The 23,207-nt window shown below is 68.1% G+C and carries 22 protein-coding genes; 9 read left to right on the forward strand and 13 right to left on the reverse strand.

Going from position 1 to position 23,207, the window contains the following annotated elements:
* Positions 1-15 precede the first annotated feature (15 nt).
* The 4 genes from ACIA12_RS37825 (at position 16) to ACIA12_RS37840 (ending at position 5,757) form a co-directional block, all read left to right on the forward strand.
* Positions 16-732: a FadR/GntR family transcriptional regulator gene (locus ACIA12_RS37825; protein ID WP_396372256.1), complete on the forward strand. Its 717-nt coding sequence runs from the start codon at positions 16-18 to the stop codon at positions 730-732.
* A 73-nt stretch (positions 733-805) separates the two neighbouring features.
* A complete protein-coding gene (locus ACIA12_RS37830) occupies positions 806-2,320 on the forward strand; it encodes an amino acid permease (protein WP_396372258.1) in 1,515 nt (504 codons plus the stop codon).
* A gap of 286 nt (positions 2,321-2,606) precedes the next feature.
* Positions 2,607-5,366: an AAA family ATPase gene (locus ACIA12_RS37835; protein ID WP_396372259.1), complete on the forward strand. Its 2,760-nt coding sequence runs from the start codon at positions 2,607-2,609 to the stop codon at positions 5,364-5,366.
* A gap of 169 nt (positions 5,367-5,535) precedes the next feature.
* Positions 5,536-5,757: an SCO4848 family membrane protein gene (locus ACIA12_RS37840; protein ID WP_396372261.1), complete on the forward strand. Its 222-nt coding sequence runs from the start codon at positions 5,536-5,538 to the stop codon at positions 5,755-5,757.
* Here ACIA12_RS37840 and ACIA12_RS37845 read toward each other — a convergent pair.
* A complete protein-coding gene (locus ACIA12_RS37845; RefSeq protein WP_396372263.1) occupies positions 5,729-6,523 on the reverse strand; it encodes an AraC family transcriptional regulator in 795 nt (264 codons plus the stop codon). The two genes, ACIA12_RS37840 and ACIA12_RS37845, sit on opposite strands and share 29 nt — an antisense overlap.
* Before the next feature lie 23 nt (positions 6,524-6,546).
* Between ACIA12_RS37845 and ACIA12_RS37850 the strand changes: the two genes are divergently transcribed.
* Positions 6,547-7,377, forward strand: a complete 831-nt coding sequence (locus ACIA12_RS37850) for a M55 family metallopeptidase (protein ID WP_396372265.1) — start codon at positions 6,547-6,549, stop codon at positions 7,375-7,377.
* Here the strand turns inward: ACIA12_RS37850 and ACIA12_RS37855 are convergent.
* Positions 7,333-8,073 carry an alpha/beta fold hydrolase gene (locus ACIA12_RS37855; protein WP_396372267.1) on the reverse strand — a complete coding sequence of 247 codons (741 nt, stop codon included), beginning with the start codon at positions 8,071-8,073 and terminating at the stop codon, positions 7,333-7,335. The genes ACIA12_RS37850 and ACIA12_RS37855 overlap by 45 nt on opposite strands.
* Positions 8,074-8,121: 48 nt before the next feature.
* On the opposite strand from ACIA12_RS37855, the gene ACIA12_RS37860 reads away from it, so the two are divergent.
* Together ACIA12_RS37860 and ACIA12_RS37865 are read left to right on the forward strand one after the other, a co-directional pair.
* Positions 8,122-8,529, forward strand: a complete 408-nt coding sequence (locus tag ACIA12_RS37860; RefSeq protein WP_396372268.1) for a MarR family winged helix-turn-helix transcriptional regulator — start codon at positions 8,122-8,124, stop codon at positions 8,527-8,529.
* 45 nt (positions 8,530-8,574) lie between these two features.
* Positions 8,575-9,000, forward strand: coding sequence for a DUF2000 family protein (locus ACIA12_RS37865; RefSeq protein ID WP_396372270.1), 426 nt, complete (start codon positions 8,575-8,577; stop codon positions 8,998-9,000).
* On the opposite strand, the gene ACIA12_RS37870 is transcribed toward ACIA12_RS37865, so the two are convergent.
* The 6 genes from ACIA12_RS37870 to sdhC all read right to left on the reverse strand — a co-directional run bounded on the left by ACIA12_RS37870 (position 8,997) and on the right by sdhC (position 14,000).
* On the reverse strand, positions 8,997-10,175 hold the full coding sequence (locus ACIA12_RS37870) for a WD40/YVTN/BNR-like repeat-containing protein (RefSeq protein WP_396372272.1): 1,179 nt from the start codon (positions 10,173-10,175) through the stop codon (positions 8,997-8,999). The genes ACIA12_RS37865 and ACIA12_RS37870 overlap by 4 nt on opposite strands.
* The gene (locus tag ACIA12_RS37875; RefSeq protein WP_396372274.1) at positions 10,168-10,680 is read right to left on the reverse strand and encodes an RNA polymerase sigma factor; all 513 of its coding nucleotides are present in this window, start codon (positions 10,678-10,680) and stop codon (positions 10,168-10,170) included. Before ACIA12_RS37875 ends, ACIA12_RS37870 begins: the two co-directional genes overlap by 8 nt.
* 67 nt (positions 10,681-10,747) lie before the next feature.
* Complete coding sequence (locus ACIA12_RS37880) at positions 10,748-11,452, reverse strand: succinate dehydrogenase iron-sulfur subunit (protein WP_396372276.1); 705 nt, start codon at positions 11,450-11,452, stop codon at positions 10,748-10,750.
* Entirely contained in the window at positions 11,452-13,194 is a 1,743-nt protein-coding gene (gene sdhA, locus ACIA12_RS37885) for a succinate dehydrogenase flavoprotein subunit (protein ID WP_396372277.1), read from the reverse strand. The genes ACIA12_RS37880 and sdhA overlap by 1 nt, the downstream gene beginning before the upstream one ends.
* A gap of 12 nt (positions 13,195-13,206) precedes the next feature.
* Positions 13,207-13,662, reverse strand: coding sequence for a succinate dehydrogenase hydrophobic membrane anchor subunit (locus ACIA12_RS37890; RefSeq protein WP_396372279.1), 456 nt, complete (start codon positions 13,660-13,662; stop codon positions 13,207-13,209).
* 2 nt (positions 13,663-13,664) lie between these two features.
* Positions 13,665-14,000 carry a succinate dehydrogenase, cytochrome b556 subunit gene (gene sdhC, locus ACIA12_RS37895; protein WP_396372305.1) on the reverse strand — a complete coding sequence of 112 codons (336 nt, stop codon included), beginning with the start codon at positions 13,998-14,000 and terminating at the stop codon, positions 13,665-13,667.
* Positions 14,001-14,395: 395 nt separating this feature from the next.
* Here sdhC and ACIA12_RS37900 point away from each other — a divergent pair, with 395 nt between their 5' ends.
* The gene (locus ACIA12_RS37900) at positions 14,396-15,211 is read left to right on the forward strand and encodes an MBL fold metallo-hydrolase (protein ID WP_396372280.1); all 816 of its coding nucleotides are present in this window, start codon (positions 14,396-14,398) and stop codon (positions 15,209-15,211) included.
* A 48-nt stretch (positions 15,212-15,259) separates the two neighbouring features.
* Here the strand turns inward: ACIA12_RS37900 and ACIA12_RS37905 are convergent, their stop codons facing one another.
* The 5 genes from ACIA12_RS37905 to ACIA12_RS37925 all read right to left on the reverse strand — a co-directional run bounded on the left by ACIA12_RS37905 (position 15,260) and on the right by ACIA12_RS37925 (position 21,498).
* The gene (locus tag ACIA12_RS37905; RefSeq protein WP_396372281.1) at positions 15,260-18,280 is read right to left on the reverse strand and encodes a choice-of-anchor D domain-containing protein; all 3,021 of its coding nucleotides are present in this window, start codon (positions 18,278-18,280) and stop codon (positions 15,260-15,262) included.
* A 126-nt stretch (positions 18,281-18,406) separates the two neighbouring features.
* Positions 18,407-19,510, reverse strand: a complete 1,104-nt coding sequence (locus ACIA12_RS37910) for a glycosyltransferase (protein WP_396372283.1) — start codon at positions 19,508-19,510, stop codon at positions 18,407-18,409.
* Positions 19,507-20,652, reverse strand: a complete 1,146-nt coding sequence (locus tag ACIA12_RS37915) for a glycosyltransferase family 4 protein (protein WP_396372284.1) — start codon at positions 20,650-20,652, stop codon at positions 19,507-19,509. The genes ACIA12_RS37910 and ACIA12_RS37915 overlap by 4 nt, the downstream gene beginning before the upstream one ends.
* A gap of 191 nt (positions 20,653-20,843) precedes the next feature.
* On the reverse strand, positions 20,844-21,281 hold the full coding sequence (locus ACIA12_RS37920) for a type II toxin-antitoxin system VapC family toxin (protein WP_396372286.1): 438 nt from the start codon (positions 21,279-21,281) through the stop codon (positions 20,844-20,846).
* Positions 21,268-21,498 (reverse strand): AbrB/MazE/SpoVT family DNA-binding domain-containing protein, encoded by a 231-nt coding sequence (locus ACIA12_RS37925; RefSeq protein WP_396372288.1) that lies wholly within the window; start codon positions 21,496-21,498, stop codon positions 21,268-21,270. Before ACIA12_RS37925 ends, ACIA12_RS37920 begins: the two co-directional genes overlap by 14 nt.
* A 125-nt stretch (positions 21,499-21,623) precedes the next feature.
* On the opposite strand from ACIA12_RS37925, the gene ACIA12_RS37930 reads away from it, so the two are divergent.
* Positions 21,624-23,204, forward strand: a complete 1,581-nt coding sequence (locus tag ACIA12_RS37930) for a methylmalonyl-CoA mutase (RefSeq protein ID WP_396372289.1) — start codon at positions 21,624-21,626, stop codon at positions 23,202-23,204.
* The last annotated feature ends 3 nt before the right edge of the window (positions 23,205-23,207 follow it).

The following is a 23,207-nucleotide window of genomic DNA, read 5'->3' on the forward strand; positions in this document are numbered from 1 at the left end:
GGAGAAGGTGGCGGAGTGGCAACTGCGGACGAGGCGGTGTTCCGGCCGGTACGGGCCGGCAACCCGTTCGAGGAGACCGTCGAACGGTTGCTGCAGGCAATCAAACTCGGCGTGGTCGGCCCGGGGGAGCGGCTGCCCGCCGAGCGCGACCTGGCGGCCCGGCTGAACGTCAGCCGGGAGACCCTGCGGGAGGCGATCAAGGCGCTCACCGACGCCGGCTACGTCGAGTCCCGCCGCGGCCGGTACGGCGGGACCTTCGTCAACGAGCGGCTGCCCAAGCCGCGTCGTCCCAGCGTCAAACAGCTCACCCGTGAGCAGGGCGCCGACGTCGACGACGCCCTGGTACTCCGCTCCGCCCTGGAGACCGGAGCAGCCGAAGCAGCAGCCTCCCGCACGCTGACCGAGGCGGAGACCGCCCATCTCCGGAGCTGTCTGGCCGAGACGTCAGCGGCCAAGCTGGCCGACTACCGGCGGATGGATTCGCGCCTGCACCTGGCGATCGCGGAGGTCAGCGGCTCGCCGTCGCTGACCTCGGCGACGGCCGACGTGCGGATGCGGCTGAACGAGCTGCTCGACGCGATCCCCTTGCTGGCGGTCAATCTGGAGCACTCCAACCACCAGCACGAGGCCATCGTCGAGGCGATCCTGGCCGGTGATCCGGCCGCCGCCCGGCAGGCGATGCAGGAGCATCTGTCCGGGACCGCGGCACTGTTGCGCGGCTTCCTCACCTGATTCCTTGACACCGGGTGTGGCGCATGTCTCAATGGTCCGCAAAGGTCTGTTGGAAGACCATTGGGAGGCATTCGTGAGCAACGACCTGACCGACGACGAAAAACGCCTGCACCAACTGGGGTACGCCCAGGAGCTGTCCAGAACGATGTCGGGATTCTCGAACTTCGCCGTCTCGTTCACGATCATCTCGATCCTGTCCGGCTGCCTGACGCTGTACGGCTTCGGGATGAACACCGGCGGCCCGGTGATGATCGTCTGGGGCTGGCCGATCGTAGGCGTGATGACGCTGCTGGTCGGGCTCGCGATGGCCGAGGTCTGCTCGAGCTTCCCGACCGCAGGCGGTCTGTACTACTGGTCGGCCAAGCTCGCGCCGTCCAACGGAGCCGCCTGGTCGTGGTTCACCGGCTGGTTCAACTTCCTCGGCCAGGTCGCGGTCACCGCCGGCATCGACTTCGGGGCGGCGTTCTTCCTGAACGCGTTGCTGGACCTGCAGTTCGGCTTCAGCGCGACGCCCGGGCACACGATCCTGCTGTTCGGCTGCATCCTGTTCGTGCACGCGCTGCTGAACTCGGTCGGCGTCAAGCTGGTCGCCCGGCTGAACGACATCAGTGTCTGGTGGCACATCGTCGGCGTCGTCTTCATCGTCGCGATCCTGGCCTTCGTCCCCGACCACCACCAGTCGGCCGGCTTCGTCTTCGGCCACTTCGTCAACAACACCGGCTGGAGCTCGACCTTCTACGTCGCGCTGCTCGGCCTGCTGCTCGCGCAGTACACCTTCACCGGGTACGACGCGTCCGCGCACATGACCGAGGAGACGCACGACGCCGCCCGCTCCGGTCCGCGCGGCATCGTGATGTCGATCCTGGTCTCGCTGGTGGCCGGCTGGGTCCTGCTGATCGGCCTGACGTTCGCGATCCAGAGCTACGACGGCGCGCTCGGCAGCAAGACCGGCGTACCGCCCGCGCAGATCTTCATCGACGCGGTCGGCGCCTCGCTCGGCAAGATCCTGCTGCTCGTCGTGGTCGGCGCCCAGCTGTTCTGCGGGATGTCGTCGATGACGGCCAACTCGCGGATGATCTACGCGTTCTCCCGCGACGGCGCGCTGCCGGCCTCGAAGTTCTGGCACAAGATCAACCCGAAGACCCGGACGCCCACCAACGCGATCTGGCTGGCCGGCGGCGGTGCCTTCCTGCTCGGCCTGCCGTACCTGTGGAACGCGACGGCGTACGCCGCGGTGACCTCGATCGCGGTCATCGGCCTCTACATCGCCTACGTGATGCCGACCTTCCTGCGGTTGCTGCAGGGCAAGCGGTTCGAGCCGGGCCCGTGGCACCTGGGCCGCTGGAGCCGGCCGATAGGCATCGTCGCGGTCGTCTGGGTCGTCTTCATCACGATCTTGTTCATGCTCCCGACCGTCAGCCCGGTCGCCAAGGGCACCTTCAACTACACCCCGATCGCCGTCCTGGTCGTCCTCGGCTTCGCCGGCATCTGGTGGCTCGTCTCCGCCCGCAAGTGGTTCACCGGCCCCAAGGTCCAGGGCTCCGAAGAAGAACTCGCCGCCATCGAGCGAGACCTCGAATCCATCTGACCCGCACGTCATCGCCGCCTGGTTGCCGCCCGGTTCCCGCAGGGAGCCGGGCGGCTGGCGTGTCGCGAGTGACCGGGTCGTGTCGGGGCACTGGTGTGCCAGGGGTCCTTTTTGGACTATGTTGCCCGACATGCCGGTGAAATGCGCAAGAGTGTGCTGAAATCGTCGATGAACAGCCAGATGACGAGGTGGTGGCCGTTCGATCTCCAGATGTGACACTCGTCGTGTCCATTGGCACTCGACTGTGATGTCGGCGAATGTAATCCTTCGGGGAGAATGTGGATCGATGACTGACGACGAGCTGGTCGGGCGCGCCGGACTGGTCGAGCGTGCGAAGAAGCAGCTCGAGACCAGTGGCAGTGTGCTGCTCTACGGCCCGACCGGTATCGGCAAGTCTGCCACCGGCCGGGCGCTGGTTGCTGAACGGGCCCGGGCCGGCTGCCGCGTACTGAGCGCCGCCCCCTCCCAGAGCGAGGCCGGCCTGCCGTACGTCACTCTCCTCGACCTGCTCTCCAACCAGCTGGAGCTCGCCTGGCAGGTACTGCCCGACCACCTCCGCCAGCCGCTGGAGGTGGCACTGCTCAAGTCGAGTGCCCCCGACACCGTCCGCGACGAGCTGGCCGTGCGCCTCGCAGTACTGCACGTACTACGTCGCCTGGCGGCCTCCGGCCCGGTCCTGCTGGTCGTCGACGACATCCAGTGGGTGGATCCGTCCAGTCTCGAAGTACTGACCTTCTGCGCGCGCAGGCTGACCGACGGCGTCCACATGCTCGCCACGGAGCAGGTGGCCGATGGCGACCTCCCGGTGATGGCCGACGCCTGCCCCGAGCCCGTGCTGCAGCTGGAAGTCCCGCCGCTCGCCGAGCCCGACGTACTCGCCCTGCTCCGCAACAGGCTCTCCAGCCCACTGCCTGTCCGTACTGCGCGCCGCATCTTCACCGCTAGCGCAGGCAACCCGTTCATGGCGCTGGAGCTGGGCCGGGCCATCCTGCGTCACCCGCAGGGCGTCTCGCCCAACGATCCGCTCCCCGTGTCGAGCCGGCTGAAGACCCTGCTGGGAGACCGGCTCGCCGACCTCACCCCGGCGACCTACGAGCTGCTGTTGCACGCGGCCTCTTCGCCGCGCCCGACCACCAGCCAGCTGGCCCGGTCGCTCAACCGCCCGGTCGACGTCGAACTGGCCGAGGCAGAAGCGCTCGGGTTGATCGACGTCTCGTCCGAGCGGCTGCGCTTCTCGCACCCGCTGCTCAGAGAGTTCGTGTACGCCGAGGCGACCTCTGCTGCCCGCAGGCAAGCGCACGCTCAACTGGCCCTGGTAGTGGACGAGCCGGTCGAGAACGCGACCCACCGGGCACTGGCGACGCAGGAGTCCGACACCGATCTCGCTGCGACCATCGAGGAGGCCGCAATCGTCGCGGGCGGCCGTGGCGCGTTGGGTGCCGCGGCGACGCTCTGGCGACTCGCTGCTGAGCGCACACCCGCTGACGAGCAAGACGACCGGGCCATGCGACTGACCAGTGCGGCGGATGCGGCGGCTGCGGCTGGGCACCTGGTCGAGTCGGCCGAGATGGCGCGGCTCGCAGTACAGGCTGCGAGTCGTCCAGAGACCAAGGTGGCGGCACTCCTGCTCCTGGTTGACGCTGCTTGGCCGGAGCGGGAGCAGCGGATCGCACTGCTCGCCGAAGCCTTCGAAGCGGCAGTGGGTGACCCGCAGCTCGAGGCACGGGTGCGGATCCTGCGCAGCAACAGTGCGTACTTCGAGCGGCGGTTCGACGACGCCCAGGATGATGCTGAGGTGGCCGAGCGGCTGGCGCGGGAGTGCGGCGACACCGAGGTCCTGATCGAGGCTCTGAGCGCGGCCAGCAACATCCGGATGACGCGTGGCGGCGAGCAGGGCTCGTCCGATGCTCTGCTGGAGCAGGCCGCCGAGTTAGCGCGCGCTCTGCCCCTGTCGATGGCTGTGGTGAACGCCCGGCAGATGGCGGCGATGCGTGAGCTGTTCGGCGGCCGGACGAGTGCGGCGATCGAGCAGATCAGCGCGCTGGTCGACGAAGTGCGGGCGGCGGGCGCGGTTCGCTGGCTGGCCTCGACACTGATCTCCGCGACGGCCATCTACGAGCGCAGCGGCCGTGGCGCCGACGCACTCGTCGCGGGTCACGAGTGCTACCAGCTGATGCAGGATCTGGGCGACGAGCCCGAGGTCGGGCTGGTCGTCGCTTGCCGTGCCGAGTGGGCGGGCGGCACGGCGACGATGGCGCGCGAGCTGGCCGACGCGGCACTCGAGGGCTGCAAGCTGGTCGGCAACGAGGAGTGGACCGGCCCGGCGCTCACCGGCGTCGGGATCATCGGCGTACTGATGGGCGACCCACAGCGCGCGGTCGAAGCCTTCGATGCGATCGCGGACTCGGGTGAGGGCGCGATGCCGTACGACCCGGCCATCATCCCGTGGCACGCGGACTACGCCGAGGCACTGGTCGCCGCGGGGCGGCTGGACGACGCGGCGGCCCTGATCGCGGAGATCCGGGAGCGGGCCGAGACGCTCGACCGGTCGGTCGTGCTGATCGGGCTGGCCCGGTCGGAGGCGCTGCTGATCGCCAAGCAGGGCGACCCGGCCGCGGCGCTGGAGCTGCTGGAGAAGACGATCACGACGGCGGGGGACCACATCTACCCGCTCGACCTGGCGCGCTGCGAGCTGACCCGTGGCCGGGTGGCCCGGCAGGCTCGCCGCCGGTCGGTGGCGCGGACGGCGTTCCTGGACGCGATCGAGCAGTTCGAGGCGTACGGCGCGCCGGCCTGGCGTGAGGTGGCCGAGACGGAACTGGCGCGGCTCGACGTACCGAGCCGGAGCCGGCAGCCGTCCGAGCTGACCGACAACGAACTGCAGATCGTCGCGATGGTCCGCGACGGCTCCACCAACCGCGAGATCGCGGCGGCGCTCTACCTGAGCGTCAAGGCGGTCGAGTCCCAACTGACCAGGCTGTACCGCCGCTTCGGCGTCGCCAACCGCACCCAACTGCTGCGCACCGTGGACCGCAACGGACACTAAGTGTCCCGCAAGCGCTGTAGCTCGACGCTATCGCCGCCCAGGCACGCACCTCGCGGCACTTGCCCAGCGCCCACGATGCTCCGCATCGAGGCCACTGCTCAAGCACCACGATGCACGCACCTGGACACCGCTATCGTTCGAGCTACAGCGCTTGCGGGACACTAGTCGGGTGAAGCTAGAACGCAAGCATGCTCTGGTCCTGATCGGTATCGCTGTCTGGAACGTCGTCACCTACGTGACGTTCATCAAGAATCTGGCCGGCACGGAAGGCCGGCCGAAGGGGTACTACATCGCGCACAGCGTGCTGATCGTGGTGAACCTGGTGATCGCGGCCGTTCTCGGCAAGTGGGGCGTGACGGCGCTCAAGAGCGCGCGAACTGCGAAGGACTGATCCCCAGCATCTTGCGGAAGTGCCGGTTCAGGTGCGACTGGTCGTAGAACCCGGCCAGTACGGCGACCTCCGCGGCCGGCCGTCCCTCGAGCAGGTAGCGCCTGGCCAGCTCGACCCGCCGCCCGGTCAGGTAGCGATGCGGTGGCATCCCGTACTCCCGGCTGAACGCGCGGACCAGGTGTACCGGGTGCGCGTGCACCAGCTTCGACGCGTCATCCAGGGTGATCCCTTGGGGCAGATGCCCGTCGAGTACCTCCCGGAGCTTGGCGGCGACGCCGGCATCTCTCCGGTCCGGTGGGTCGAGGACCTGTTTGCGCAGGTGCTGTTGCAGACGCTCTTCGATGAGGGTGAGCCGGCTTTGCGCTTCCAGGGGTTCGCGGCCGTCGGCCAGCACGCCATGGAGCTGGTGGATGCGCTTGCGGAGTACGGGATCGACGTACTCCGGGGTGTCGACCGCTGCGCCGACCAGGCCTGCTCCGCCGAGGCGATCCGGGTCCAGGTAGAGCACGCGCTTACGGAAGCCCTCCGGGTGCACCGACCGGCCGTCATGCGGGACGTTGGGCGGCAGTAGCGACACCTGCGCCTGCGCCAGCCCGTGCTCGCGGTGGTCCAGGTCATACCGGACAGCGCCCTCGTCGACGATCAGTACGGTCCAGGCGTCGTGCGTGTGGCTCGGGTACGCGTGCGACGGGAAGTAGGCGTGCAGCACCTCGACGACGCCGTCCATCGCGGGTCGCCAGGCCTTCACCTGTGCGCCATTGGTCACGCCATCCAACATACGCTCGGGCTATGAGGGTCTACGTCAGCGCAGACATGGAAGGCATCACGGGGCTCGTCGACGCGGAGGATGTCCAGCCCGGTGGGCGGGACTACGAGCGCGGCCGGGTGATGATGACGGAGGACGTGAACGCGGCCGTTCGCGGGGCCTTCGCGGGTGGGGCGTCGTCGGTTCTCGTGAACGACGCTCACGGGCCGATGCGCAATCTGCTGCCGGACCAGCTCGATCCCCGGGTCACGCTGATCAAGGGCCGGCCCAAGCCGATGGGGATGATCGAGGGGATCGGGCCGGAGTACGACGCCGTGGTCTGCGTCGGCTTTCATGCCCGCGCGGGTGTCCTCGGCGTGCTCAGCCACAGCTTCATGGGCCACGAGATCGAGGACATCTGGCTCGACGATCGCCCGGTGGGCGAGATCGGATTGCTGCATGCGACGGCCGCGGCCTACGGCGTACCGGTGGCACTGCTGACCGGCGACGACAGTGCTTGCGCTGAGATGACCGAGTGGGACTCGTCGGTGGCGGTCGTACCGGTGAAGTTCGCCAAGGATCGCTTTGCCGCTCAGCTCGTACCGGTCGCCGAGGCGCGCGCCGCGATCGAGACCGGCGTCGAGACTGCTGTCCGCACGCCGAGGACGACCCCGACGGTCAGCCGGAGCGCTCACCGGCTGGCCGTGCGCTGGCAGAACGCATCGGTCGCCTCGCACCTGCCGGCCATTCCCGGCGTCACCCGCACCGATGACCGCACGATCATGGTCGAGGCGCCGATGCCGAATCTCTACCGGCTCTTCAACCTGTTCCTACGCGTCGCCACCGCGATCACCAGCAACCCGCCGTACTGCTGAAGCGAGCAACTCCGGACTCTCCAACTGCGGCATGTGCCCGGTGTCCTTGAGCACTTCAAAAGTCGCACCAGGAATCGCGTCAGCAAAAGCACGCCCGTACTCGGCATCGGCGATCTGGTCGCAGTCACCCCAGATCACATGCGTCGGCACCTTGATCCCGGCCAGCCGCTCGCGCAGCGTCGGGTCAGTCATCGAAGTCGCGTACACGGCCAGCGTGGCCCGGTTCCCAGCCATCAACTCCTGCGCCGCCGGCGGCAGCGCGGCCGGATCGATCCTGAACTTCTCCGGGTCGAAGTAGCTGAGCTTCGCGATCGTCGGGAAGTCGAGCGCGAAGAAGTCCACCACCGGATGCCCGTCAACCTCGATCCCTACGGCGTCGACCAGCGCGACGGCCTTGATCCGATCAGCCCTCAGCAAGGCCAACTCCGCCGCAATCCACCCACCGATCGAGTTGCCGACAACTGTCACCTCGGTCAGCTGGAGCTCATCCAATAGCTCTGCATAGACCGCGGCCAGCCCCGCGATGGTGGTCAGCCCGGCCGGCCGCACCGTTCCCCCGAACCCAGGGTGAGTAGGCGTGACCACGTGATGGTCGGCGGAAAGCAGCTCGGCGAAGCCGGCCACCGTCTGCGGCCCACCCCCACCATGCAGAAGAAGAACGTTCGGGCCGGTGCCCTGAGCGGTGTAGGAAATCATATAAGGAACCTTAGATCAATATCCTTATATAAACAACCTGGTAACCTGATGCGCGTGACTCTGCAGGAGATCGGCATAGCCGTGAAACGCCTCCAATGGCAACACCACACCGAGGCCACCAAACTGCTCGCGCCACTCGGCATCTCCCTTCCCCAATGGGACGTCCTCCGCCGCCTGCACGAGCACCCCGACGCTTCCCTCCACGACCTGGCCCAGCTGACCTTCCAGACCGACCAGTCGATGGGCTCCCTGGCGACCCGGATGATCGCCCGCGGCCTGCTGGAACGTGTCCAGGGCCCCGGTCGTGCCGTCCGGCATCGCCTCACCGACGAAGGCGAACGGATCCGGGCCGAAGGTGCCGGCCTGCTCGACGACGTGTTGGGTGGGTCGATCGGCCGCCTGTCACCGGCCGAGCGGAGCACCTTCCTGAAGCTGCTGACCAAGGCTCTCGGTTAAGAACGTACAAGACCCCAGCCCGCCGGCGACGGCAGATTGGGGCCTGTGGACAACGAACCGATTCGCTTCGACACCAAGCTCGCCGTGCTGCTCCGGGACGACCTCCCCACCTGGCAACGGCTGAACGTCACCGCGTTCCTGGTCAGCGGCATCGCGGCCACCCAACCCGAGCTGGTGGGTGAGCCCTATGAGGATGCCGACGGGACCCGGTACCTGCCGATGTTCCGCCAGCCGGTGCTGGTCTTCGAGGGGGCCAAGGAGTTCATGGCTACCGCCCACCAAAGAGCGCTCAGTCGCGGCCTGACCATCTCCGTCTTCACCCAGGACTTGTTTGCTACCGGCAACGACCGCGACAACCGCGCCGCCGTCAAAGCAGTCCAGCAGGGCCAGCTCGACCTCGTCGGGCTGGCCCTGTACGGACCGAAGAACGCAGTGGACAAAATCCTCAAGGGCGCGAGGATGCACCCCTAGCGAGGCATGAACGTTTTCCAGGTCTTGCCGAGATCGGTGCTGGTGGCGATCCCGGTCGTCAGACCGTCGCGGTTCTGGATCGTGGTGTAGAGCAGGCTGTCACCGCCGCGCAGCTCGACGCTGTCCTTCGGCGCGGTGGCCAGCAAACTGCCGTCCAGCCGAACGACCTTCTCCTTGTCCAGCAAAACGACACTGCCATCGTTCAGAGCCACCGGAGGCCTGCTCCAGGTCCGCTCCCGGGGGTCACTGGTCGTCCAGGTTTTCCCGTGGTCGGTCGATTGTTTCAGCGTCACGTTCTCGGAGTCGCCGATGCCGAAGGCGATCGCGGTGTTGCCGTTGTCGCTGACCCCGATCCCTCCGATCCCCTCGTCCGGATCCGCCGCCGACCTGTTCCAGTTCCGGCCGCCGTCGTCGGTCCAGAAGATCTGGCCCTGTTTGTTCTGCTTGTCGCCCATCAACCACCACCGGCCGGTGCTGTCCTGGACCGGGGCCGACAGGAAGTTCTTGCCCGGGATCTCCAGCTCGCGCAGGGTGCCGTCGTCCGGGTTGAGGATCAGCGGGACGTGTTCGTGGATCACCTCGTAGGTGAGGACCTCGTTCGGCCCGAACGTCGTCGTCGGGGCGGCCCAGCGCAGCTTCTTCTCGACCTTGCCGTGGGCCGTCAGCCGGACCATCAGCGCCTGCGCCCAGCTCGGGTCCTTCTGGTCCCCGTCGCCCTTGGGCCCCACGACCGCGACCGGGTCGTCGCCGATCTTGAGCGCCGAGAACCACATGTCCCGGACCGGAGTGGTCGTCCGGACCCCGTCGCGGCTCAGTACGGCCGCGTAGCGCATCTTGGGATACGCCGAGCCGTCCCACGTCGCCACCCAACTGGTGGGCGAGGCGAAGATGACCTCTTGCAGTCGCGCCGGCCCGCGGACCAGGCTCTCCGCCGCTTTGTCGACGACGATCGGCGTCGTCGGACCGGTGACGGGGGGCTGCTCGGAGCCAGTGGGGTTTCCCAACGGCAGCAGTGCGGCCACCACGGCAACAGTGGCGACACCGATCGCTCCGACGCCGGCCACCGCCAGCCGGCGGCGACGGCGGCGGCGCACACCGCGGCGCTCCAGCTCCTCGAAGGGGAGTGGCTGGACGGATTCCTGGACTTCCCAGGAGAGTTCCTTCAGTTCAGACATGGTTGACCTCCTCCTCGGCGTCGTCGGCGAACTCGTGGACCAGCGGGGCCAGCCGGGCTCTGCCGCGGGACAGCCGCGCTTTGACGGTCCCTTCGGCGACGCCGAGCTGGGCCGCGATCTCACGGATCGGAAGATCGACGATGTGGTGCAGGGCGATCGCTTCGCGCATCTCGTACGGGAGTTGCCGCAGCGCCTCGACCAGCGCGACCCGGTCGGCGGAGAGGCCGGCGGTGGTCGTCGCCGGTACGGGCTGACGCGAGAGCAACCCGTGGAACCGGGTCGCCCGGCGGTACCGGCCGCGGACGACGTTCAGCGCGACCGTACGAAGCCATGCCTCCGGATTGTCCAGCTGGGCGAACCGCCGAGGCTTCTCCACCGCCTTGACGAACGCCTCCTGGACGGCCTCCTCGGCCTCAGCCCGGTTCCCGCACACCGCGAACAGCTGCCCGACCAGCCGCCGGTAACACCCTTCGTACAGTTCGCGCACCGACTCGTCGTCAGCCATCACCACTCCCCAGTTGGGTGCTCTTTCCCTGCACGACTCCTGGGGAGCGGGTTCGGTTGCAACCGGATCAGACGCGGCGGAAGATCAGGGCTCGTTTGACCTCTTGGATGGCCTTGGTGACCTCGATGCCCCGGGGGCAGGCCTCGGTGCAGTTGAAGGTGGTCCGGCAGCGCCAGACGCCCTCCTTGTCGTTCAGGATCTCCAGCCGCTGCTCGGTGCCCTCGTCCCGGCTGTCGAAGATGAACCGGTGGGCGCCGACGATCGCCTGCGGACCGAAGTACTGGCCGTCGGACCAGAAGACCGGGCAGGACGTGGTGCAGGCGGCGCAGAGGATGCACTTGGTGGTGTCGTCGAAGCGCTCCCGGTCGGCCTGCGACTGGATCCGCTCGCGGCTCGGCTCGTGCCCGTCGGTGACCAGGAACGGCATGATGGAGCGGTACGCGTCGAAGAACGGCTCCATGTCGACGACCAGGTCCTTGAGCACCGGCAGGCCCTTGATGGGCTCGACGGTGATCTCCTTGTCCGGGTTCAGGTCCTTGATCAGCGTCTTGCAGGCCAGCCGGTTGCGGCCGTTGATCCGCATGGCGTCCGAGCCGCAGACGCCGTGCGCGCAGGACCGGCGGAACGTCAGCGTGCCGTCCTGCTCCCACTTGATCTTGTGCAGCGCGTCGAGCACCCGGTCGCCCGGCTGAAGGGTGACCGCATAGGTGACCCACTCGGACTCGTCGAGCACCTCGGGGTTGTACCGAAGGATCTTGACCTTGACGTCCATCAGTACTTCCGCTCCATCGGCTTGTAGCGGGTCTGCACGACCGGCTTGTAGTCCAATCGGATATTGACGTTGCCTTCGGCATCGATCTGCCGGTAGGCCATCGTGTGCCGCATGAAGTTCACGTCGTCACGCTTGTCGTAGTCCTCGCGGAAGTGCCCGCCGCGGGACTCCTTGCGGGCCAGCGCCGACACCACCAGCACCTCGGCCAGGTCGAGCAGGAAGCCCAGCTCGACGGCCTCCAGCAGGTCGGTGTTGAACCGTTTGCCCTTGTCCTGCACGGAAACCTGGGCAAATCGTTGCTTGAGGCCCTCGATGTCGGTCAAAGCCTGCTTGAGCGAGCCCTCGGTCCGGTACACCTGCGCGTTGATGTCCATCGTCGCCTGCAGGTCGGTCCGGATCGCCGCCACCCGCTCGGTGCCGGTCGCGTTCCGCATGCCTTCGATCAGCTCGACCACGAAGGTCTCGGGGCCGTCCGGCAGCTCTTCGTAGTCGACGGTCTCGGCGTACTCCGCGGCCGCGATCCCCGCTCGCCGGCCGAACACGTTGATGTCCAGCAGCGAGTTGGTGCCGAGCCGGTTGGCGCCGTGCACCGAGACGCAGGCGACCTCGCCCGCGGCGTACAGGCCGGGGATGACGTCCTCGTTGTTGGCCAGCGCCTCGCCCTTGATGTTGGTCGGGATGCCGCCCATTGCGTAGTGGGCGGTCGGGAACACCGGGATCTGCTCGGTGTACGGCTCCACGCCCAGGTACGTCCGGGCGAACTCGGTGATGTCCGGCAGCTTCGCGTCGATGTGGGCCGGCTCGAGGTGGGTCAGGTCGAGCATCACATAGGCCTTGTCGGGCCCACAACCACGGCCTTCCCGTACTTCGTTCGCCATCGCGCGGGCCACCATGTCGCGCGGCGCGAGGTCCTTCACCGTCGGCGCGTACCGCTCCATGAAGCGTTCGTTGTCGCTGTTGCGCAGGATTCCGCCCTCACCGCGAGCAGCCTCCGACAGCAGCACACCGAGTCCGGCCAGGCCGGTCGGGTGGAACTGGAAGAACTCCATGTCCTCCAGCGGCAGGCCCTTGCGCCAGACGATGCCCATCCCGTCGCCGGTCAGCGTGTGCGCGTTCGAGGTGGTCCGGAAGACCTTACCGAAGCCGCCGGAGGCGAACACGATCGACTTGGCGCTGAAGATGTGCAGCTCACCGGTGGCCAGCTCGTACGCGACCACGCCGGTCGCCTTGCCGGCCACCATCAGCAGGTCGAGCACGTAGAACTCGTTGAAGAACTCCACGTTCTGCTTGATGCACTGCTGGTACAGCGTCTGCAGGATCATGTGGCCGGTCCGGTCCGCGGCGAAGCAGGACCGGCGGACGACCGCCTCGCCGTGGTTGCGGGTGTGCCCGCCGAAGAAGCGCTGGTCGATCTTGCCCTCGGCCGTCCGGTTGAACGGCAGGCCCATCTTCTCCAGGTCGAGGACCGCGTCGACGGCCTCGCGGCACATCACCTCGGCGGCGTCCTGGTCGACCAGGAAGTCACCGCCCTTGACCGTGTCGAAGGTGTGCCACTCCCAGTTGTCCTCCTCGACGTTGGCCAGCGCGGCGCACATGCCGCCCTGGGCCGCGCCGGTGTGCGACCGGGTCGGGTAGAGCTTGGTGAGCACCGCGGTCCGGGTGCGCTTGCTGGACTCCAGCGCCGCGCGCATGCCCGCGCCACCCGCGCCCACGATCACTACGTCGTACTGATGCCGCTGCATCTTGAACTGTCCTTACTTGCAGACCGTCAGCGTGGAGCTGGGGTCGAGGCAGGGATCGAAGGTGAAGATGACCAGGGTGCCGAGCACGACGATCACGATCGCCGCGGTGATCAGCAGCGCCTTGAGCCAGAACCTGGTCTGGTCCTTCTCGGCGTAGTCGTTGATGATCGTGCGCAGCCCGTTGGTGCCGTGCAGCATCGCCAGCCAGAGCATCAGCAGGTCCCAGACCTGCCACAGCGGGTTGGCCCACTTGCCGGCCACGAAGCCGAAGTCGAGCGCGGTGATGCCGCCGCCGAGCATCAGGTTGGTGAACAGGTGGCCGAGCACCAAGACGACCAGGGCGATGCCGGACAGCCGCATGAACAGCCAGCTGTAGAGCTCGAAGTTGGTCTGGCCGGAGCGGTTGCGGCCGCCGCCCTTGAGCGTGCGGGACCGGCTCGACGAGCGCGGGGCTGCGATCTCTGACATGGTCACTCCCCGCCGAAGACGTGGCTCAGGTGCCGGATCACGAACGGCACGAACAGCAGCACCCAGACGACGCCGACGCCGATCATCAGCTTGCGCTGGTGCCGCGGGCCCTTGGCCCAGAAGTCGATCAGGATCAGCCGGATGCCGTTGAAGGCGTGGAACAGGATCGCCCCGACCAGGCCGACCTCCATCAGGCCGACGACCGGGTTCTTGTAGGTGCCGATCACCTCGTTGTAGGCCTCGGGGGAGACCCGGACCAGGGCGGTGTCGAGCACGTGCACGAGGAGGAAGAAGAAGATCCCGACGCCGGTGATCCGGTGCGCCACCCACGACCACATGCCCTCGTGGCCGCGGTACAGGGTGCCGACTGGCTTGCTGGGCAAACCGATCCTCCGATCGGACGACAGACCAGAGCCGGTGGCGCGGCGACTCCGGGGCGTCAGTTCAGCAAAAGGGGCCGCGATCGGCTCGGCCCGGCAGGGAACCAGGCCGTTCTTGATGTTATCCCCGGCCCGCCCCGCCACAGTGCCGCTCCCGTGTGACATCGCTCTCGGGACGGTGCGGGATGACGGATCGTGAGCGATCACTCACCGCGATCTCAGACCGGTTGACCTCAAGCGCGGTTGAAGCCGGACGATCCAGTGGACCGCGCCCCCGGAGGCACATTGGCCCGTGCTGACGAGCCTTTCCGGGCCTAGCGTGGGCATCGGTGACAACAGGAGAGGGGACGACAGTGAGTTTCTGGATTTGTGAGACCTGTGCGGTAGAACACTCCGAGCAGGTCGAGGTGTGCGCCATCTGCGCGGACGAGCGGCAGTGGGTGCCCGCCGACGGGCAGCACTGGACCACGCTCGAGGCGCTGTCCGCCGCCGGGTACAAGGTGGACGTCAAGGAGGTCGAGCCCGGTCTGCATGGCGTGACCTCGACGCCCAGCGCGGGGATCGGGCAGCAGTCGATGCTCGTCCGGACGGCCGAGGGCAACCTGCTCTGGGACCCGATCGGGTACCTCGATGACGAGGCGGTCGAGCAGGTACGAGCGCTGGGCCAGGTGAAGGCGATCATTGCGAGTCACCCGCACATGTACGGCGTACAGGTCGAGTGGAGCAAGCGGCTCGGCGGCGTACCGGTGTATGTCTCGGAGGCCGACAAGCAGTGGGTGGCGCGCGACGACGAGGCGATCAAGACCTGGTCGGGCACGCTCGACCTGCTGCCCGGCGTCACGCTGATCCAGCCGGGCGGGCACTTCCCGGGCAGCGCGGTCGTGCACTGGGCGGAAGGGGCCGAGGGCAAGGGAGTGATCCTGGCCGGCGACACCCTCTTCGCCAACCCGGACCGTACGTCCGTGAGCTTCATGCGCAGCTACCCGAACCGCATCCCGCTGTCCGGCGCCGTCGTCGACCGGGTCGCCAAGGCCCTGGACGTCTTCGACTACGACCGCCTCTACGGCAACTTCGGCGCCTCGATCCCAGTCAGTGCCCGAGCAGTCGTCCGCTTCTCAGCCGACCGCCACGCAGCCTGGGCCCGCGGCGACTACGACCACCTGACCTGATATTCGACCGGACGCCCTCCCTGGTGCGAGGGCGTCCGGCGTGCCCGGTCAGGTACGGCCGACCGCGAGTCCGTCGATCTGCACAAGCTTGCCGGTGGAGACCGTGCGAAGGGTCAGCGTGCCGTTGAAGAGGGTGCTCTGCACCGGCAGCCCGAGCACCACCTGGTAGTGAGTTGTCGGATAGGCAAGGTTGACGGTGGTCAGGTACCTGTTGCCGGCATAGACCGCGACCGAACCACAGGTGGAGCACCGGGTGGCGATCAGGAAGAACCGCTTGCCTTGCACGGTCCGCGTCAGCGCCGCCCCGGAGGCCTTGGTCTGCGTGCCGGTCCCCAAGTAGAACCTCGACGACGAAACCCGTGCCCAGCCGCTCGTTGCCATGGTCAACGACCGGTCGTCCAACGGTCGCGAGAAGCACCGCTCAGCACTCCATCCGCCGACGTTCGCGAACTTGTCCGTGGCCCGGACCGACACGCAGTACTCGTAACCGGCCGCGACCGCCAGGGTCATCGAGGTCGCCGTCGTCCTCGTCCACGGCTGGATGTAACTGCTGTACGGCCCTGCGAAGGAGGCCCGCCGGTACCGCACGTCGTACCACGCCACGCCGCTGGTGTCGGTGGCCGCCACGGTCACCTTCGCCGTGGCCGCCACGGCGGACTGGTACGCGGGGCCGGTCACACGAGCTACCGGCCCGGTCGCGTCAGCGGTGATCGTCCGATAGGCCGTCGATACCCGGCCGTCCGGCTCGGTGGCCGTGACCACCACGAGGTTTTCGCCCGAGGACAGGTTTGTCGCGGTGTATGGCGAGGTGCACGCGACCGCCGCGGACCACCCCACGGCACAGGTGAACTTCGTTCCGGCGAGCAGCGCGGAGGCGTCGAAGACGATCGGCGTCCGGGTCCCCACGACAGCCGGCGTCGGGGCGATCGCCAGGCCGAGCCGCTGCCAGGCGAGATCGAGTTGCCCGCCGCGGATTGCGCCGGTCGGTCGGACTACCGGATTGAGATTCGGGAGCTCACTGTCGAGACGGACCAGCTGACCTCCGGCCGTCACGGCGAACAGCAGCCCGCCGTCCGGATTCCAGCTGAGCGAGCGGACCGCGGCGTCCAGCGGCAGGCTCGAGATCACCTTGTCAGTGCTGAAATCGACGAGCTTCACCACGTTCCCGGCGCCGAAGGCCACCTGCTTGCCGTTGGGCGAGACCCGGACCGGCATCCCGTCGGCGGCCGCGTCCGGAACCGGCAAGATCGCGACCCGCGCGCCGCCCGCCGCCGCCTGGACGCGGGCGAACCGGTCGTCTCCGTCGAACCGGCGGTCGACCACGACGAGGGTCCGGGCGTCCGGCATCCAGCTCGGACTGCTCAGGTCGCACTCGACCTTCTCCGGGGCACCACCGGTGGCTGGGATCACGTACACGCACGGCGTCCCGTTCTCCGGGGCCTGGAACGCGATCCGGGCGCCGTCGGGCGACCACGACAGGTGCGTGATCACCGCCTGGGGTGTCCACAACTTCACCGGCGTACCGGTACCGCCCGGCTCGACCCGCTGGGTCCACAACGCTTTGTCGCCGGTCGTCTCCACGAAGGCAAGCGTCCGCCCGTCCGGCGCGGCGGCGACCGATCCCTTCGGCGCGACCGCGCTGCCGGAGTTCTGCGGTACGACGTAGCCGTCGACGCCGGCTGCCATCAGGCCCGTCGACATGGTGTCGGTGAGGACGACCTGTTCAGTGGCCCGAGTCAGCGGGCTGCGGGCACTGGTCGGTCCCTCGCCGAGTTCACTGACGATGGACAACGCGTACCCGGTTCCGGGCGCGGGGTCGAGCTCGTCGTAACTCGTCGTGGCCTGGTCCGGATCGGCGTCGACCCACTTCGTGGTCTCCGCGCCGTCGAGATACCGGTGAACGTAGTAGCCGCGGACCGGGGTGCCGCCCGCGCTCTTCCAGGTGGGCCATGTGAGCGTGACGCCTTGGTACGTTCGCGAGGTTCCAGGGGCCTGCGGCGCCGGCGGCAGGGAGGTACCGGTTCCGGACACCAGAACCTGGTGCGACGACAACGCGGTGGAGTCTCCGATCGTCAGCCGCGACTGCCACCCGTTGACCGAGGCCGGCTCGAATCTCAGGGTGACCTGACAGGATTCGTTGGGGGCGAGTACCGGGTCGCAGTGGTTGGTGATTGTCCACGAGACTGAGCTGGTGAGCGTCATGTTGCCGAGCCGGACCGGATCGGTACCGGTGTTCTTCAGCGTCAGGGCGGCATCCTTGTGGCTGCCGACCATCACTCGGCCGAAGTCGATGATGTCCGGGGAGACGGACAGAGCCTGGTAGCCGACTGCACTGCGGTAACGGATCTCGAACCACGCCACCGGAGCGGCACCGGCACACGTACCCGCCGCCAGCGAAGCGGCGAAGGTCTCGAGCTCGAGGTCCGCGGTGTACGTGACGGCCGAGACCCGGACCGTGGCGGCTGACTCGCAACTGCGGTCACCCTGGGTCAGCGTCACCGCTGATTGCGAGGGAAGGTTGTAGTAGCCCGGTCCGGCGAAAAAGGCCGGCAGCCTGAGCTTGAGTTGCCCGGCCGCCAGAGTACGCGTGCCGTCGGCCGGCAGCGAGGCGGTGACCGGAGCGGCGGTCTCGTCTTGCAGCCAGGTGCTGCCGGCGCCACGGTTGGCGTCCAGAGCCAGTACGTCGATGTCGCCGGTCGCTGGTGATTCCGTGACTCGGGTCGCTGTGACCGTGGGGCTTGGGACGGACTCACTGCCGGACGCGGCGACAACGCGGTACTCCGCGGTCGCGCCGGCGGCGACGGACTTGTCGATCCAGGTGGTGGTCGCGGTGGCGAGGGAGCCGCTGACGTCTTGCCACTCGGTGTCCTGCTTGCGTTCGACCCGGTAGGAGGAGGCGTCGACGGAGCTCCAGGTGAGCCCGAGGCCGGTGCTCGTGGGGAAGATCTCGACGACCGGGACGGCGACTGTGCCACCGAAGGCCGCATGGGCGATGAACGGAACAGTGATGGCCGCGAGAGCTGCGGCCAGGGCGGAGCGGAGCAGGACGGTCTTGCGGGCGCGGCGCATCGAGTCTCCAGAGCAGATGATTCCGGCAGACCCCCGAAGGCCGGACAGAGGGGATCAGGATTACAACGTGGGAGCCTCTGGCCGCAACTGGGTTGCAGCTTTGTGCAGTCCGGGACCCTGCCGGTATCAGGCCGCCAGGCGTTTCAAGGCCAGGCGGGTGTGCAGGTTGAGCATGTGCTGGATGCAGGAGTCCCAGTCGTAGAGCTCGGCCCGTTGACGGGCCGCGGCTCTCCGGCCGGGGACCTTTGCCAGGTCCAGTACTGCGTCCGCGAGGGCTGCGGGGGTTGGGGGTGCCCAGCGGCCGCAGGTTTCGTCGACTAGTTCTCGGGCGCCGCCTGTGTTGGCGGTGACTACCGGGGTGCCGGCGGCCAGGGCTTCCAGGACTGCCAGGCCGAAGGTTTCGCCGGGGCAGACGGAGAGGGCGATGTCGGCCTCGGCGAGGTGGGTGGCGAGGGTGGTCCGGCCGTCGACGTACCCGTGGAAGGTGATCGGGGCGCGCCCGGCGATCGCGACCAACTCGTCGAGGTGCGGACCGGACCCGTAGACGTCCATCCGCAGCTTGACGCCTCGCTTGTGCAACTCGGCCGCGGTGGCGACTGCCAGGTGCGGGCTCTTCTCGCGGGACAGCCGGCCGGCGTGGACGAGCTTGAGTACGCCGTCGTCGGCCGGGGTGGCCAGTGACGGGTGAAAGGTCTCCAGGTCGACGCCGAGCGGGATCCGGACGAGTGGCGTGGTGACCTCGTCGAACTCGGCCGCGGCATATCTCGAGGTGACCACGACCGCGTCGTACGTCCGGCTGAGCAGCCGATAGAGCGCACCGACGCCGGCCGCGACCCCGAGCTGGCGGCCGGTTCGCAGCGACAGCATCGCGTCGAGTCGCTCGTGGCTGAACAGCACCGAGCCGATCTCGTTCCGGCGCGCCCACCTTGCCACCGGCAACAAAGTGGACTTGTCGGAGATCTCGACGGTGGTCGGCCGGAAGCGTTCCAGCGTCTCGATCACCTTCCATGGGTCGGTGATGAGCCGGTAGCCGCCGCCGACCTTCGGCGCCTTCATCCGGACGATCGTGCCGACCTCGGTCTCGATCACGGTGTCTCGCTCGCCGGGCGTGATCAGGATCCGCTCGGCGCCGGCCTCGCAGTAGCCCTGCCCGAGATGCTCGATCGCCGTCCGCATTCCGCCGGAGGTCGGCCCGACGAAGTTGGCCAGCTGGGCGATCCGCAGGTTCATGCGGCCCGCCGCGACGTACGAGCCTGGGAGGCGCGGGCTGCCGCCTCCTGGAGCACCTCGGCGTAGTGCTTGTTCACCAGGTCGTCAACCACAGCAGGCCAAGTCCTCGTCTGTACTCGTCGTTGTCCAGCCTCAGCCATCGCCTGCCGTCGTACCGGGTCATCCAGCAGTTGCGCGACAGCCTGCCGCAACGACCCCGGCTGACCAGGCTCGAAGAGCAATCCCGTCACGCCGGGCCGGATCAGGTCGAGCGGTCCACCCGCCGCCGGCCCGATCGTCGCCACGCCCGAGGCCTGTGCCTCCTGGATCGTCTGGCAGAACGTCTCGTGTTCACCGGTGTGCACGAAGAGGTCGAGGCCGGCGAAGATCGAGGCCAGGTCGGTACCGCGGCGCATCCCAAGGAACGTTGCGTTCGGCAACGTGTGCTCCAGGCTCGCCCGGTCCGGCCCGTCGCCGACGACCACCAGGTGGCAGTCGAGCTCGGCCAGCTCGGCCAGCCGCTTGACCTTCTTCTCCGCGGCCAGCCGGCCGACGTACCCGACGATGGGCTTGCCGTCCGGCGAGATCTCCCGGCGCCAGCGCTCGTCGCGGTTGGCCGGGTCGAACAGGTCCAGATTCACCCCGCGCCCCCAGGTGTGCACGCGCGGTACCCCCGCCTGCACCAGCTGAGCCACGGACGCAGACGACGGCGCGAGGGTGCGGTCCGCCCGCGAGTGCACCCGCCGGATCCAGGCCGTGATGCCCCGGTCCGCCTTGGCGAACCACGGGTACTGCCGGGCGAACGCGGCCAGGTCGGTCTGGAAGATCGCCACCGTCGGCAGCCCGAGCCGGCGCGCGCTGCGCAGCCCGTACGCGCCGATGATGAAGGGAGACGCCAGGTGAACAAGATCCGGCTTGAAGTCCGCCATCGCCCGCTCGATCGCCGGATCGGGCAGCCCGACCGGGAACTCCTTGTAGCCAGGGATCCCGAAGCTCCGCGCCCGGATCACCCGGACGCCCTGATACGTGTCGGGCCCAGGCCCGGCGGCGATGATCAGCAGCTGATGCCCGTGGGCCAGCAACCGATCGGCGACGTGGCGAGCTGTGTTCGCCACCCCATTGATCTGCGGCAGGAAGGACTCGGCGACCATCACTATGCGCACACTGTGAGAGTCCCGACCCCGCATGAACCCTGGGCGACACTCCCGTGACACCGCGTCGATTCCCAGCCGAAGCGTCACCGACCAGCAAATGACCACCAAGCAACCGCCTGGTACCGCCCAGCAACCACCACCCAAACACCAGGGGCCACCCCGCAAGCGGCCATCAACCCTAGCGACCCGTTCAAGGCCCGCTAGTTGGGGCTGATCAGTTCCAGGGCGGGGAAGTAGCTGCGGTAGCGGTCGGTGTCTCGGGTGAGGAGGCGGTGACCGGCTATTGCCGCATGGGCGCCGATGTAGAAGTCGGCGAGTGGCGAGCGGCGGGTGCCGCCTCGCCGCCGGTAGGAGAGATAGGCCTTGCCTGCCAGGAAACCGGCCTCGAACGGCAGGGGTTCACGGCGGAGGTCGGCTTCGTCGACCAGTTCGTCGAGCTCCTCGATGGAGGTGAAGTCGACCGAGATCTCGGCGTAGATGATCGGGTTGATGACGAGTGGTCCCGCATCGGCGGCCTCGGCGATCGCGTCGGCGGACCAGTCGGCCCACTTCGGGTCATCCGTCGTCAGGTCGAGGATGACGCAGGCGTCCACGAGGGTCGCCTGCGGCCGGACCAGCGACAGGTCAGTCCTCGCCACGAAGCAAGTCCATGATCTCGTCGGTGCTCATCCCGCTGGAGCCGCGACCGCGGAGGCGGGTAGCGACCCGGCTGCCGTGGGAGGTGTTGTTCTTCGCCCGGACGATGTGCACGGTGTTGCCCTGGATGACGAACTCCACTTCGTCGCCCTCGTGCAAGCCGAGGTGCTCGCGGACCTCGACCGGCACCGTCAGCTGTCCCTTGGATCTGAGCCGCATGCCCGCTCCTCTCAGTAAGAATCCGACGAGTTGGATTCTACCCGAGACATCGGTCACGCAGGGGTGCTGGATGTCACCAGCATGGTGTGTACCAGTGGCCGGGTGGTTCGGCCTACGGTTGTGGGATGAGTCATCAGACCGAGTCGGGATGGGACTTCGAGGCGGTCTACGGGCCGGAGAAGCTCGAAGGGTTCGACGCAGCGCAGAAGCTGGGCGCGCCGGGGGAGTACCCGTTCACCCGGGGCGTCTACCCGACCATGTACACCCAGCGGCCGTGGACCATGCGGCAGTACGCCGGATTCGGGACCGCCGCCGAGTCGAACCAGCGGTACCACCAGCTGATCGACGCCGGCACGATGGGACTGTCGGTCGCCTTCGACCTGCCGACCCAGATGGGCTACGACTCCGACGCGGAGATCGCGCACGGCGAGGTCGGCAAGGTTGGCGTGGCGATCGACTCGATCGACGACATGCGGGTGCTGTTCGACGGGATCCCGCTGGACCAGGTCTCCACCTCGATGACGATCAACGCGCCCGGCTCGGTGCTGTTGCTGCTCTACCAGCTCGTCGCGGAGGAGCAGGGCGTCTCCGGTGACAAGCTCACCGGCACGATCCAGAACGACGTGCTGAAGGAGTACATCGCCCGCGGCACCTACATCTATCCGCCGAAGGAGTCGCTGCGGCTGATCAGCGACATCTTCGCGTACTGCCAGACCGAGCTGCCGCGCTGGAACACGATCTCGATCTCCGGCTACCACATGGCCGAGGCGGGTGCGACGCCCGCGCAGGAGATCGCCTTCACGCTGGCCGACGGCATCGAGTACGTCCGTACGGCGGTCGCGGCCGGCCTCGACGTCGACACCTTCGCCCCGCGCTTGAGCTTCTTCTTCGTCTCCCGGACGACCCTGCTGGAGGAGGTCGCCAAGTTCCGTGCGGCCCGCCGGATCTGGGCGCAGGTGATGCGTGACGAGTTCGGCGCGAAGAACCCCAAGTCGCTGATGCTGCGCTTCCACACCCAGACGGCCGGCGTCCAGCTGACCGCGCAGCAGCCCGAGGTCAACCTGGTCCGGGTCGCCATCCAGGGCCTCGCGGCCGTGCTCGGCGGCACCCAGTCGCTGCACACCAACTCGTACGACGAGGCGATCGCGCTGCCGACCGAGAAGGCCGCCCGGCTCGCCCTGCGCACCCAGCAGGTGCTCGCGTACGAGACCGACATCACCGCGACGGTGGATCCGTTCGCCGGTTCGTACGTCGTGGAGTCGCTGACCGACGAGGTCGAAGCAGCCGCCCGCGAGCTGATGGACCAGGTCGAGGAGTTCGGTGGCGCGGTCGCGGCGATCGAGAAGGGCTTCCAGAAGCAGGAGATCGAGCGGTCGGCGTACCGGATCGCGCAGGAGATCGACAGCGCCGAGCGGGTGGTCGTTGGGCTGAACAAGTACCGCGTCGCCGAGGAGGAGCCCTACGAGCCGCTGCGGGTGAACCCGCTGATCGAGGCCCAACAGGTGGAACGCCTCGCCCGGCTCCGCGCCGAACGCGACCAGGCAGCCGTCGACAAGGCCCTCAGCGACCTCCAGAACGCTGCCCGGGGCAACGACAACTGCCTGTACCCGATGAAGGAAGCCCTCAAGGCCCGCGCCACGGTCGGCGAGGTCAGCAACGCGCTGCGCGCCGTCTGGGGCGTCTACGTCCCCGCCGACACCTTCTAGCTA

This window comes from Kribbella sp. NPDC051620 (genome assembly GCF_044453825.1).
Classification (GTDB): Bacteria; Actinomycetota; Actinomycetes; order Propionibacteriales; family Kribbellaceae; genus Kribbella.